The following is a 13,136-nucleotide window of genomic DNA, read 5'->3' on the forward strand; positions in this document are numbered from 1 at the left end:
TCGAGCACTCCAAACAAGCATCATAAGCCGCAAGCGTTCATACGCTCGACAAAAATGTAAATAAATCGCTGTTCCAAAGCACGAGGAAGCATTTGTCTCCTCGTGCTTTTATTTTTCATTTCACCTTTCTCTCCCTTTCACAGTGAATGAAAACTTCTTTTTTCTCCAAAATAATACATAGTCACTTTATTATGTGAGGAGAATGCATATGGGAAACAAAGCAAAAAACAAAAAATTAACCCCGACCCAAATCGAATACCAAACTTTTGCTAAGGCGCACGAACCCCCCCGTTCCGTCATCAAAAACTGCCTACGTGCTTTTTTTGTTGGAGGAGCTATTTGCCTGCTTGGTCAATTCATTCAAAAATTTTTTATAACCTATTTTAACTTCACAGAAAAAACTGCGGGAAATCCAACGGTAGCTGTACTTATCTTCATTTCTGCTTTACTTACCGGATTGGGCGTGTACGACAAATTTTCCCAGTACGCTGGAGCAGGAACAGCTGTTCCTGTAACAGGATTTGCCAATTCTATCGCTTCTGCTGCACTTGAACACAAAAGTGAAGGATTCGTGCTCGGAGTAGGCGGAAATATGTTTAAAATGGCAGGCTGTGTCATTGTTTTCGGAGTTTTTGCCGCTTTTGTCATCGGGTTGCTGAAATGGGCGTGGACGGCGTTGGGAGGGATGTCGTAATGCTACAAGGACATCAATCCTGGGTGTTCACGAATCGTCCGGTCATCCTTGCTTCGGCGACAGTCGGTGGGCCGTTCGAAGCACAGGGAAAAATCGCTGAAGATTTCGATCTTTTGTATGGGGACATCTGGCTACAACAAGATAGCTTCGAAAAAGCGGAGAAAAAAATGATGGAAGATGCCTGCGATACCGCTATTAAAAAAGCCGGAATCCAAAAGGGAGACATTAACTTTTTTATCGCGGGCGATTTGATGAATCAAATTATTTCCAGCAGCTTTTCGGCCCGTACTGTTGGCGTCCCTTACCTCGGAATTTTCGGCGCCTGCTCTACATCGATGGAAGGTCTGGCTCTTGCCGCTCAGCTTGTCGACAGCGGTGCCGCCAAGTACGCTATGGCCGGAACTTGCAGCCATAACGCGACAGCGGAAAAACAATTTCGTTATCCTACGGAATACGGTTCACAAAAACCGCCAACGGCCCAGTGGACAGTAACCGGAGCTGGCGTCGCCATCGTCGCCGCGTCCGGAGCCGGGCCACGAGTCACCGCCGCCACCGTTGGACGGGTAGTAGACATGGGGATCACAGACCCTTTTAATATGGGAGCCGCCATGGCTCCGGCGGCCGTTGATACGATCACAGCCCATTTCCGGGATTTGCAACTCCCGTTCGATCACTATGATCTAATTGCTACGGGTGACCTTGGCCAAATTGGTCATTCGATCGCCAAGGATTTATTTGCCAAACATGAAATTCCGATCTCGGATGAACGTCTAACCGATTGCGGCTTGCTTATTTACAACGAAGATCAACAAGTAATCGCCGGGGGAAGCGGCTGCGCCTGCTGCGCCACCGTGACATACGGACACTTGCTCAGACGGCTGCGTCAGGGCGAATGGAAACGCATTTTGGTCGTAGCGACCGGTGCTCTGCTTTCTCCGCTCAGCTTTCAGCAAAACGAAACGATTCCGTGTATCGCGCATGCCGTAGCTATCGAACAATAAACAGCAAGGAGGCACACAATGCATGATTTTTTTCTGGGCTTTTATCGTAGGTGGAATCATTTGCGTAATCGGTCAATTGCTAATGGATGTGGCAAAATTGACACCCGCACACACGATGTCCACACTTGTCGTGGCCGGCGCCATTCTGGATGGGCTCGGCCTGTATGAGCCGCTGATCAAATTTGCCGGAGCAGGAGCAACTGTTCCGATTACAAGCTTTGGAAATGCGCTTGTTCATGGAGCGATACAGGAAATGCAAACAGATGGTGTCATCGGCATTATTACGGGAATTTTTGAAGTAACGAGCGCCGGTATTTCTGCGGCTATTATTTTCGGTTTTTTGTGCGCACTTGTGTTTAATCCAAAAGGATAAGCACATACTATCTGCTGTGGAGGTGAAATTCATGACAGTATCTGCACAAGTAAAACAAGCGCTTGCAAGCCTGAAGAGTGCTCAGGCAAGTCTGGAAACATTTGCACTGAATACACAAAACCAACAGGCTAAGCAACTGTTCACGCAAAACGCGCAGCAAGCCCAAGCGATTATCAATTCATTAGAAACGCGCGTAAAACAACTAGAACAAGAAGAACCACAGTACAAAGGGTTCTAAACCCGGGAAAAAACATAGGAAGACGGGTCACCGACTCCGTCTTCCCTGCCATTATGAGGTGAATGGCATGAATGACGTTATCCACATTGCACTGCGTGCCTTTTTTGCTCTTATTACTTTATTTATTGTTACGCGTTTAAATGGAAAAAAACAGTTAGCCCAACTAACATTTTTCGAGTATGTGTTAGGCATTAGCATCGGGGACATGGCCGCCTACGTCGCCACGGATCTTGAAAACAATCTCGTTCATGGCTATACCAGTTTGCTGGTTTTTGCCCTGATTCCTTTCCTGGTGGATTATCTTTCACTGAAGAGCAAGTTCGTGCGCGACTTATTCGAGGGAAAAGGCACTGTTCTCATCAAAAACGGAAAAGTGCTGGAAGAAAACATGAAAAAAGAACGCATCAGCACAGATGAATTGCTTGAACAATTGCGCCTGAAAGGTAATTTTAAAATTGCCGATGTGGAATTCGCCATGCTAGAAACAAGCGGAGAATTGAGCGTCATGCCAAAGAAAGAAGCGCAATCCGTAACCCTTAAAGATTTAAACTCTGTTGTTGATGCAGAACACGAACCTGAAACTGTCATTATGGACGGAAATATTATACTGGACGCGCTAAAAGCAAGCGGCCACAACATACAATGGCTGAATACGGAATTAGAAAAAGCAGGTGTTACACTTGATAATGTATTCATCGGACAGGTTGATGCTCAGGGACAATTGTACCTAGACTTGTATAATGACCAGCTTCAAATACCGGAGCCGTCTGAAAATCAATTACTATTAGCCACATTAAAAAAATGCCAGGCTGAATTTGAATTGTTCGCACTTGAGACAAAGTCAAGCGAATCAAAGAAACTGTACAACAAAGCGGCCGCAAAATTGCAAAACGCAGTTGAACAATTAACCCCTTATCTCAAATAACAACATCCCACCCTCCATTTGGAAAGCGGGATGTCTTTTTCTCTATTATCTCTATTAGTCTTCAGGGCGATTTTTCCAATTAAGCGTAAGCTTTTCATTTTCATAATCCACTGTCAGCAATGCGCCTTCCATAATTTTTCCGCCAATAAGCGCGCGGGCGATCAACGTTTCAAGGTGACGCTGTAAGAACCGGCGCAACGGACGCGCCCCATATACCGGATCATAACCTTCTTTGGCAATATAAGCTTTGGCCGTTTCCGCCAATTTCAGCTCGATTCCACGCTCTGCGAGCCGTTTTCTTAAATCATCTACAAGCAAATCAACAATCCGGTTGATTTCTTCTGTAGTCAACGGCTTAAACAACACAATTTCATCGACCCGGTTCAAAAATTCAGGTCTAAAATGCATCCGCAACTCTGCCATTACTTGTTCGCGCGCTTCATCCTTAATATCTCCGTCTTCCGTAATTCCCTCCAGCAAATAAGCGGAGCCAATGTTAGATGTCATGATAATGACGGTATTTTTAAAATCGACCGTACGTCCCTGCGAATCAGTAATTCTTCCATCATCCAGCACTTGCAACAATACATTAAATACATCATGGTGCGCTTTTTCGATTTCATCAAACAAAACAACGGAATACGGTTTGCGGCGCACCGCCTCCGTCAGCTGTCCGCCCTCTTCAAATCCGACATAGCCGGGCGGTGCGCCAATCAGGCGGGATACGCTATGCTTCTCCATATATTCGCTCATATCAATGCGCACTATATTGTCTTCCGTATCGAACAGCGTCTCAGCGAGCGTTTTGGCTAACTCTGTTTTCCCGACGCCGGTCGGTCCAAGGAAGATAAAGGAGCCAATCGGACGGCGCGGATCTTTAATGCCTGCTCGGGCACGAATAATGGCATCCGCTACGCGATCTACCGCTTCATCCTGACCGATAACACGCCGGTGCAAAATTTTATCAAGCTTAAGCAGCTTCTCCCGCTCGCCTTCCACCAGCTTGGAAAGTGGAATGCCTGTCCAGCGAGAAATAATGCGGGTGATCTCGTCTTCCGTCACCTCTTCCCGCAGCAAAGAGCCTTCCATCTTGCGGGACGCCTGCTTTTCTTCTTCCACTTTCAACCTCTTTTCTGCTTCCGGAAGCTTGCCGTACTTAAGTTCAGCGGCTTTATTCAAATCGTATTCACGTTCCGCCCGCGCGATCGCCTGATGAATTTGTTCGATTTCTTCACGCAGCTTCCGAATGTTCCCCAGCGCCTGCTTTTCGCTTTCCCACTGTGCTTTCATCGCCGCCAGCCGTTCACGGCGCTCGGTCAGTTCTTTCCGCAATTGTTCCAGCCGCTCCTGACTCGCCGGATCTGTTTCTTTTTTCAACGCAGCTTCTTCAATTTCCAACTGCATCACGCGTCGCGCCACTTCATCAAGCTCGGCCGGCATGGAATCAATTTCGGTGCGAATCATGGCGCACGCTTCGTCCACAAGATCGATCGCTTTATCCGGCAAGAACCGATCCATAATATAGCGATGCGATAACACGGCCGCCGTAACCAACGCATTGTCGTGAATTTTGACACCATGAAACACTTCAAATCGCTCTTTAAGACCGCGCAAAATCGAAATCGTATCCTCTACCGTCGGTTCATCCGCTATCACTGTCTGAAAACGACGTTCGAGCGCCGCATCTTTCTCAATATATTTACGGTATTCATCAAGCGTTGTGGCACCAATACAGTGCAGTTCGCCGCGGGCTAGCATCGGCTTCAGCAGATTGCCCGCATCCATCGCACCTTCCGTCCGACCCGCACCAACAATCGTATGAATCTCGTCGATGAAGAGCAGGATTTTGCCTTCGCTCCGCTTAATTTCTTGCAACACGGCTTTCAGCCGTTCTTCAAATTCACCCCTGTATTTGGCACCGGCGATGAGCGCGCCCATATCAAGCGCAAAAATTCGTTTATCGCGCAATCCTTCCGGCACGTCCCCGCGCACAATTCTGTGGGCCAGCCCCTCAACGATAGCCGTTTTCCCTACTCCCGGCTCCCCGATAAGAACGGGATTGTTTTTCGTCTTACGGGACAGTATCCGGATAACATGACGAATTTCCGCATCGCGGCCAATGACCGGATCCAACTTATTGCGGCGGGCCGCTTCTACCAAATCATATCCATACTTCTCAAGCGCTTCATATGTGGTTTCCGGTGTCGCACTTGTGACGCGCTGTCCCCCTCTTACTTCATGCAAAACGGCAAGAAATGCTTCACGAGTAACAGCATGAGCAGCAAAAATATTGTGCAACGTTGTTTTCTTCGCTTCCTCCAAAATGCCAAGAAACAAATGCTCAACCGACACATATTCATCATGCATCGCTTTCGCTTCATCTTCCGCTTTCAATAAAATACTGTTGACCGCAGGACTTATATAAATTTTGCCCGCTTCTCGCCCTGGACCAGATACGCGAGGCTTTTGTGAGATTCTTTTTTCCACTTCTCGCGTTATCGTTTCGCAAGGGATATTCATTCTGTTCAGCAAGCGCGGCAACAGTCCTTCATGCTGCGTCAACAAAGCAAGCAGCAAGTGTTCCGTTTCCACTTCAGGATTCCCGTACCGAAGCGCCTTCGTTTCCGCCTGTTGAATCGCTTCCAGCGATTTCTGGGTGAAACGGTTCATATCCATAGATGTGTGCGCCTCCTTCTTCCTTTCATTTTTTCTGATTGACATAATAAAATCATAACACTTCTATTATAGCCTGTTTTTCGTTCCGGCTTAATCAAGCCAAAATATAAAAACCTAATTTTGAAAGCCAGCAGTGCGACGGAGTAAAACAGAATTTCTTCTCACATACTATTTCTATAGGTGCAAGAATTACAGGAGGAGATTAGTATGGATCAGGAAAAGATAGGAACTCCGACAACGCTCAGAGAGCTGGAGGAAAAGCACAAAAAGCAGAAGCAGGCACCCAGTACACCAGAACGCAATCAAAAGTTGGAAGATATAGGAAAGAGAAAGGAGGAACATGTGCAAGATGAACCTTGATCCCGATACATATAGACGTATATTGTCGCTAAATCGGAGCTTAGGACAAAAAAATCCCTGCTAACAAGCGGGGATTCATTATTATCTGTATGAGAAGCATTGCGTCTGCATATGAAACGCTTAGAGCGCTTTCGTGTTTCGCTTATCTTTAATGGAATTCTACGTCAATTCTCTTGTTATTGTGCTGCTTTACTTTCGGCATCCGTATCTCAAGCACCCCGTTTCTGTACGTCGCTTTTACCCCTTCAGCCGAAACACGAGCAGGCAACGTCACCAAACGATGAAAACGTCCAATAAACCGTTCTTGCCTGTGCATTTGCTCTTCTTTCGTTTCATGAACTCTGTTAACACTTCCGCTGATCGAAAGTACATTATTTTCGACATCAATATTAATGTCTTCTTTTCTCTCTAATCCGGGAATATCACAAGATGCTACAATTTCGTTCTCAGTCTCATGTATGTCGATCCGAGGGACGCCAAAATCCTTATCAGCCGGAAAACCGGTTGCAAAGAACTGATCGAGCTCTCTTCTTAAATTTTCAAGGTGACGAAATGGCTCGTAAGGAATTAGGGCCATGCTCGTTGCCTCCTATCGCTTATTTTTATACAAAAATATATTTTCCCCCTCCATTATTTTTTATGCATTTGATGATTCATTGGCTCCACATTAAAACATATTTGTATTTATTTGGAGCAGGAAACTTTATCGATCAAAAATCTGCATACATCATTTCCTGCGAGTCCAGCATAATTTTAATAAGGTGAAGCAGCACCTGGCTGCTGTTTACATTTTCTTGAGAATAGTGTTATACTTTCAAACGTATTTTCCTGCATCAATAGGGGTTAGGAGCGTGGAAACAACCATGGCTACAACACTCTATCGTAGAATCATGTCCTTGAATCCTAAAGTAATTTTGGGATTGGAATACGTAGAAATACTCATTGGTTCAACGATTGTTGCTTTAGCTTTTACTCTGTTTTTATTGCCAAATGAAATTGCCGCCGGCGGAATTAGCGGCCTTAGCACCATTTTTTACGGATTATTTGGCTGGAAGCCATCTTATGTTCAATGGGCATTCAATCTTCCCTTATTCTTCTTAGGAACCCTTTTGCTCGGAAAAGAATTCAGTTTAAAAACCCTTGTGGGAACAACGTTTTTACCTTTTGTCGTTTATTTGACGGAAGGAATAAAACCAGCGACCACCGATCCGCTTTTAGGAGCGCTGTTTGGCGGATTGGGTGTGGGCTTAGGGCTTGGCATCGTATTCCGCGGAAAAGGCTCCACTGGCGGAACGGCGCTTGTCGGCCATATTATTCACAAATTCACCAATCTATCACTGGGAATTTGCATGGTGATTATTGATGGTCTGATTGTTGTTACATCTGCTTTCGTGTTTAGCTTTGAGCAGGCGCTTTACGCTTTAATCAGCATCTATTTAACCGGAAAGATCATTGATATTGTACAATTAGGCTTAAGCTATACAAAAATGGCCATCATTATCTCGGATAAAGATGAAGAAATTCGTCACGTAATTTTAAATGAAATCGATAGAGGGGTTACGAAAATAACCGGCATAGGCGGCTACACGAATGAAAAACGTCCGGTTTTACTATGCGTACTTGAACAAAGCGAACTGTCAAAATTAAAGCAGCTAGTTAAAAACGCCGATCCTTCTGCGTTCGTTATTATATCCAATTCTATAGAAGTATTGGGCGAAGGATTCAAGCGCTAATCCACTCCTCTTATCATTTCTAATTTTGTTATTCGAAGGTTGAAAAGTTACTAACCATTAAAAAAGGGGCTGTCCTAAAAATAATGGGCCAACCCCTTTCATATTTACGAATTCATGTGACTAAACGCCCCTTCATTCATTGAGGGGATAAAAATCGCTTGGCTCAAAATCCCGGTATAGGATGGTAAGAAGAAACATAATATCATTTATCTATCCTCTCACCATAAAATCGACATCGAAATATCAACTACAGCCAAAAAAAAAAAGAGTATGCTCCATTTCTACTCTTTACTTTTTATCATTTTATATCCTAACCATGTTATAACAAATGTAGCCACCATCAAAACAGTAAAAACTATCAAGAATATGCCATCGAAAGTTTCCGTATTCATGGATCGTTCCTCCTTAATCAAATCAATCTCCTATTTATTTTAATTCAAAATTTCGATATCTTTATGAGACTTTTATGAATAATTATTGAAATATGTTGAGGTTCACGGTTAGTGATAGCAAACAAAAAGTCCGAGCACGCCGGGTTTCATGGTTTGTGTTTGCTATTCATTTTTTAGTGACTTAGACGCTCCAAATAAAACCGCCACTCCAGAAACAAGACAAACAGCAAGTAAAACTATATATCCCATGTTCACATTCTCCTTATACTAGATAATCATTTTCATATTAACATAGTATTAATAATGCTTTTGTGAATAATTATTGAACGATCCAAAAATCCCCGCCAAACATTTAATAATTTGGCGGGGATGCTGGTATGGGATCATCTGAGCCATTTACTTACCTGTTTTCTCTTCATTCTGACATTTCGTTTGGCAGCTTGCTTGAATTCTAAAAGAAACTGTAAAATTCAATTATAATTTGAATTTATCTACAGACAATTGCAATTCCTGCGCAAGATTTCTAAGAGTAATAGTGAAACTTGACAATTCATCTATTAGAGAGGATTGTTTTTCAATAGCTGATGCGATATTTTCTGAACCAACGGCTACTTCTTTGGCTACCCCAGCCATTTCCTGTATAGAAGCCGTTACCTGTTCTGCTCCTGCAGATAATTGCTGGGAAGCTGCTGACACTTCCTGGATTTGATTGTTCACATGTTGGAAGGCTATTCTAATACTCTCTAAAGATTTGCCCGCCTCATTGATAACCGCCATTCCAGACTCAACTTCCTCCGCTTCTTTCTGCATACCAGATATAACTTTACGAGTATGCTCCTGCATTTGCTTAATAAACCCAGTAATCCCCTCTGCCGATTTTTTCGATTGTTCAGCAAGTTTCCTTACTTCATCTGCTACAACCGCAAAACCTTTTCCATGTTCTCCAGCACGCGCTGCCTCAATAGCCGCATTTAAGGATAATAAATTTGTTTGTTCTGTAATCTCCGTAATTACATCTGTAATTCTCTCAATTTCCTTAGAATGGTCCTCTAGTTTTTTAACCAACGAAGTCGTATCATCAACTGATTTGCTAATAGATTGCATCTGTTGAATTGCCTTGGATAGCGCTTCATTTCCATTTTCCACTTCTTTCACCGAGCTTTCAGATGTTTCCGCCACTCTAGAGGATGAATCAGCAATACGTTCAATTCCTATGGCTGTTTCCTCCATCGTACTTGCCACCTCTTCCGCTGTTTGAGAAGAGGCTTCTGCTCCTTGGTTCAGCCCCTCAACAGTGATAGCAATTTGCTTGCTGGCTTCATCTGTTTGTTCCATATTTTTTATTAGTTGTTCCGATAAAGCAATAACATGCATACTGGCGTCATTTACTTTTTTGATAATGCCTTTTAGGCCTGTTACCATTTCATTAATCGCATTAGCAAGTTCTCCTATCTCGTCTTGAGACTTTGTATCAATCGTCTTTACCGTTAAGTCTCCTTCACTTATCTTTTTCGCTATACTACTAACATACAAAATAAGTTTGATTTTTTTATTAAATAACCATATAAATACACCCATACAAATTAGTGAAAATAAAGCAATACCTCCGGCTATAACCCCTTTTATAAGAGGAAGAGAGCCATAAAATTCTTCTGGATATACAGCAATACCAAGTGTCCATCCCCAAGGTTTGTAATACTCTACATAACTCATTTGTGGTCGTTCTTTAGCCTCGTCTTGATTTTTCCACGTATAGGTTAATAACCGTTCGTTAGGATCGCTATTTTTACCAGCTTTCACAAGATCTTGTATCAAATAAGAACCATCTTCAAGCTTGAAATCCTTTTGATTTTGTCCTTCATATCCTAGCGGGTGCATAACTGCAATGTAATTGTCATCATAAGCCCACATATAGCCTTCTTTTTTATAGATAAAATGCGATTTACTTAAATCCCGCTTTTTCTTATCTTCTAACAACGGACCGTTGATATAATCCTTTGCTCTGTTTTGGGCTTCTTCCAATGTAAGATGGCCATTTTTAACTTCTTCATCCATTACCTGAATTATCGTGATTGCACCATCAACAATTTGATGTAAATGCTCAATACCTGCTTTCTCAAGTTCGCTTTTTGCAGAGTAATAAGTAACAACACCTACCAGAGAGCTTGAAATCATGATTGAAATGGTTACTGCTATTATTAATTTCCATCTTATACTAAAAATAATTTTCCTTTTTATCATAGTAATATCCTCCTTTTATAAAGACTGTTTTACCTTCCTTATATTTGCGTATCGAGCGATATATTGTCTTACTATTTAATTGATGTTTCCTAGCTACCAAACTGAACGTATATCTGTCTATTCCTTCACTAATTACTATGTACTGAATGCTAAATCTCACTCCCTTTCATTATGACTCTATATTGATAAACAAACTACATAAATACGATACGAAGGCTAGGCTTATCGCTACTTATGTAAAAAACAGAAAAGGCCATACCGCTCCCTAAGATTACCGAATGCGGAATAGCCTTTTTTTAAATTCATCAAACTTTTTAAAAAGATTTCGGTAACCCGGCTGTCATCATTCACATTGAACCTTAGACCCGTGGCTTTGCGTCCTTATCTTTCGATAAGTTTGCCTTTATCGTTAAATTAAGTTTTGCAGTTAATTAGCACTTATATCTCTTACATTATAGTCATAAAGTTCCATTACTTCAATACTGTAATAACATAAATTATATCTAATTATTCATATTGTTTTATTAATAAAATAAAATTTTAAAAAAAGGGGGGGCAAAACACTATTTTCTAAACGTTTGGTCAACTATAAAAAAAAGAAAGCCCTTGAAAAATCAAGGAGTTTGACGTTTGCTACTATCTGCATTCCAAGCAATACCCGTAAATTTCAAATTTAGAGAACAGATGAAATGCGGGTGAAACGTAGTTTATGAGCCTGCGAAAATCCTTGATTTTAAAGCTATTTAACATAACACGCAAGAAGTCCCCTTCCTTCACGCCTCCGGCGTAGGTGGGGGATGAATCGCGTGTTATGTTAAAAGTAAAAATGAAACAAATTTATTTTTAAAAATAAAAAGCAGTAGGCTGATCAGCTTACTGCTATAGTAACATGTAAAGGGGAATTCTAATTGTTCCTTCTTCTTTTAGAAACGTATCAGATGGAACCAAAAGTGTAAAATTATTCTCCAATAAAAAACCGATGATTCCTTAATGTAGGAAAAATCAATTTTTTAATTCCACAAATTGCATTGTCATATATTTCCTGTATTTTTCTGCCGGGACCCCTATTTACAAGGATACATATCTACAAAATTCAAATAATTTGGTTTTTTAACAGCCACTCTTTTAATTTTATACTCCCCTCTTCGTAGCTTATATCCTTTTGAATGATAGAAAAAGCATAGTAACCAAAAGGATCAATTTTAGGAGAATTAGTTAAACTTTTATTCACCAATATACTATTTTCTTCAAAATTTATATAAACATCCCAAATATCTGCATCTTTCTTTTTAAAAGCTATAACTTCTATGTCATAATTTTCATCTTGATATCCAATATGTAAATGGATATTATGGTCATATTGATCAGACAATATTACCACTCGCCTCTCCTAAAATATCACATGATGTTCCTTCATATCTGGTGCTACATGATAATGTAAAACATAAGGTCCCCCGGCCTTTATTGGATAATAATCTAGTCTAAATATTGGTTGACCGGTTTTTTTAACTCTTACCTGTATAATCCTCCCACCACCTCCTGGACCATCTATAGTATATTCATTAGCAGCATCTAAAGCTTTTTGAACATAGGGCTTAGCAACGTTCTATGCTTGTTCAGCCGCTTATTTACCTACTTTTTCTAATAATATAAAGCGTTTGCTACTACTGGAGCAACTGCGGCTCGAACCTCATTGTTATCTTTTTGTTTATCTTCTAATTCTCTCTCTAATTGCTGAAAAACTGGGTCCTCAACCAGAAATGTAAATTCTTCTTCAAATGACTTAATCTCCTTGTTAGTAACAGTTATAGACTCATCCTGATTTCATAGCCATAGCAGGCGAAACTGTTCCTAACAATAAACTAAAACATAAAACAAAACTCAATACTTTTGATGCTATTTTAAATCCCATACTTATACCACTTTCCATGGTTATATAGACTCTTAACTCGTCCCTAAAAATTCATTCTTTAAAAACTTAGATGGTGTTGCAAAACTTATAATCGTTGAATGGTAAAGGGTAAATATAATCAATTATGCATAATCCTATAATTTGTAAAAATAGGTCTATGAATTAGGTGGAAAACATTTTAAACTGTTAATATATGTATATATTGGGCGATGCATGCATTATATGTAACTCATTTCCTTTACGTCCGACTCAAAAAAAGAAAGAGTGAAGACGAAGTGTTTGGATCGTTAAAAAATATATATGATATGTATAGGCTCGGAAAAAGTGTTGTGAACTCAAAAAGTTTTCAAAAATCACTCAACAGAGCGGAAAAAGAATATCAAAAGAGAAGGAAAAAGCAGGAGGAAAAATTAAAAAGAACAAAGGCTGGAAGAAGGCAATTAAAAGAAATAAAAGCTTATGAAAAAGCTACAAAACAATTGTGGAAAGGGTTCACTCAGTCCTTTCAGACCTTAGGTAAGGTATGCACTTCCGCTAGAAAACTCGCAACCAACCTATTGCCCATTGAACAGATTTACAAATTAAAGAAGA

12 protein-coding genes and 1 riboswitch are annotated in these 13,136 nt (G+C 41.2%); of the genes, 8 read left to right on the plus strand and 4 right to left on the minus strand.

Translation table 11 applies throughout. The features are described from left to right. The first annotated feature begins 202 nt into the window (after window positions 1–202). From spoVAC to BLR88_RS13795, 5 genes are all read left to right on the plus strand, one after another. Window positions 203–694, plus strand: coding sequence for a stage V sporulation protein AC (gene spoVAC, locus BLR88_RS13775; RefSeq protein WP_408863276.1), 492 nt, complete (start codon window positions 203–205; stop codon window positions 692–694). After that, window positions 694–1,695, plus strand: coding sequence for a stage V sporulation protein AD (spoVAD, locus tag BLR88_RS13780; RefSeq protein WP_057900007.1), 1,002 nt, complete (start codon window positions 694–696; stop codon window positions 1,693–1,695). The genes spoVAC and spoVAD overlap by 1 nt, the downstream gene beginning before the upstream one ends. Before the next feature lie 22 nt (window positions 1,696–1,717). Then, a complete protein-coding gene (gene spoVAE / locus BLR88_RS13785; RefSeq protein ID WP_057900008.1) occupies window positions 1,718–2,068 on the plus strand; it encodes a stage V sporulation protein AE in 351 nt (116 codons plus the stop codon). 31 nt (window positions 2,069–2,099) lie between these two features. Continuing rightward, window positions 2,100–2,306: a DUF1657 domain-containing protein gene (locus BLR88_RS13790; RefSeq protein ID WP_057900009.1), complete on the plus strand. Its 207-nt coding sequence runs from the start codon at window positions 2,100–2,102 to the stop codon at window positions 2,304–2,306. Between the two features lie 67 nt (window positions 2,307–2,373). Beyond that, entirely contained in the window at window positions 2,374–3,231 is an 858-nt protein-coding gene (locus tag BLR88_RS13795) for a DUF421 domain-containing protein (protein WP_091260921.1), read from the plus strand. A gap of 54 nt (window positions 3,232–3,285) precedes the next feature. Here BLR88_RS13795 and clpB read toward each other — a convergent pair whose 3' ends face one another. After that, window positions 3,286–5,907, minus strand: coding sequence for an ATP-dependent chaperone ClpB (gene clpB, locus BLR88_RS13800; protein WP_091260923.1), 2,622 nt, complete (start codon window positions 5,905–5,907; stop codon window positions 3,286–3,288). 207 nt (window positions 5,908–6,114) lie between these two features. Here clpB and BLR88_RS19625 point away from each other — a divergent pair, with 207 nt between their 5' ends. After that, window positions 6,115–6,267: a hypothetical protein gene (locus BLR88_RS19625; RefSeq protein ID WP_156424107.1), complete on the plus strand. Its 153-nt coding sequence runs from the start codon at window positions 6,115–6,117 to the stop codon at window positions 6,265–6,267. Window positions 6,268–6,415: 148 nt separating this feature from the next. On the opposite strand, the gene BLR88_RS13805 is transcribed toward BLR88_RS19625, so the two are convergent. Then, on the minus strand, window positions 6,416–6,844 hold the full coding sequence (locus tag BLR88_RS13805; protein ID WP_057900012.1) for an Hsp20/alpha crystallin family protein: 429 nt from the start codon (window positions 6,842–6,844) through the stop codon (window positions 6,416–6,418). Window positions 6,845–7,157: 313 nt separating this feature from the next. Here BLR88_RS13805 and BLR88_RS13810 point away from each other — a divergent pair, with 313 nt between their 5' ends. After that, the gene (locus tag BLR88_RS13810; protein WP_091260927.1) at window positions 7,158–8,000 is read left to right on the plus strand and encodes a YitT family protein; all 843 of its coding nucleotides are present in this window, start codon (window positions 7,158–7,160) and stop codon (window positions 7,998–8,000) included. An 866-nt stretch (window positions 8,001–8,866) separates the two neighbouring features. Here BLR88_RS13810 and BLR88_RS13815 read toward each other — a convergent pair. Both BLR88_RS13815 and BLR88_RS13820 read right to left on the minus strand, forming a co-directional pair. Next, complete coding sequence (locus tag BLR88_RS13815; protein WP_057900013.1) at window positions 8,867–10,633, minus strand: methyl-accepting chemotaxis protein; 1,767 nt, start codon at window positions 10,631–10,633, stop codon at window positions 8,867–8,869. A gap of 324 nt (window positions 10,634–10,957) precedes the next feature. Then, window positions 10,958–11,045: riboswitch (cyclic di-GMP riboswitch) on the minus strand. 681 nt (window positions 11,046–11,726) lie between these two features. Continuing rightward, entirely contained in the window at window positions 11,727–12,005 is a 279-nt protein-coding gene (locus BLR88_RS13820) for a DUF3986 family protein (RefSeq protein ID WP_162265056.1), read from the minus strand. Window positions 12,006–12,850: 845 nt separating this feature from the next. Between BLR88_RS13820 and BLR88_RS13825 the strand changes: the two genes are divergently transcribed. After that, window positions 12,851–13,136, plus strand: a 286-nt coding sequence (locus tag BLR88_RS13825) for a hypothetical protein (protein ID WP_217639394.1), incomplete at its 3' end; no start/stop codon positions are given.

This window comes from Aneurinibacillus thermoaerophilus (genome assembly GCF_900099925.1).
In the GTDB taxonomy this organism is placed as follows: Bacteria; Bacillota; Bacilli; order Aneurinibacillales; family Aneurinibacillaceae; genus Aneurinibacillus; species Aneurinibacillus thermoaerophilus.

Bases quoted from the DNA above. Each gene is read 5' to 3' on its own strand.
- spoVAC (WP_408863276.1), top strand. From the start codon at position 203: ATGCATATGGGAAACAAAGCAAAAAACAAAAAATTAACCCCGACCCAA.
- spoVAD (WP_057900007.1), top strand. From the start codon at position 694: ATGCTACAAGGACATCAATCCTGGGTGTTCACGAATCGTCCGGTCATC.
- spoVAE (WP_057900008.1), top strand. From the start codon at position 1,718: ATGATTTTTTTCTGGGCTTTTATCGTAGGTGGAATCATTTGCGTAATC.
- BLR88_RS13790 (WP_057900009.1), top strand. From the start codon at position 2,100: ATGACAGTATCTGCACAAGTAAAACAAGCGCTTGCAAGCCTGAAGAGT.
- BLR88_RS13795 (WP_091260921.1), top strand. From the start codon at position 2,374: ATGAATGACGTTATCCACATTGCACTGCGTGCCTTTTTTGCTCTTATT.
- clpB (WP_091260923.1), bottom strand. From the start codon at position 5,907: ATGGATATGAACCGTTTCACCCAGAAATCGCTGGAAGCGATTCAACAG.
- BLR88_RS19625 (WP_156424107.1), top strand. From the start codon at position 6,115: ATGGATCAGGAAAAGATAGGAACTCCGACAACGCTCAGAGAGCTGGAG.
- BLR88_RS13805 (WP_057900012.1), bottom strand. From the start codon at position 6,844: ATGGCCCTAATTCCTTACGAGCCATTTCGTCACCTTGAAAATTTAAGA.
- BLR88_RS13810 (WP_091260927.1), top strand. From the start codon at position 7,158: ATGTCCTTGAATCCTAAAGTAATTTTGGGATTGGAATACGTAGAAATA.
- BLR88_RS13815 (WP_057900013.1), bottom strand. From the start codon at position 10,633: ATGATAAAAAGGAAAATTATTTTTAGTATAAGATGGAAATTAATAATA.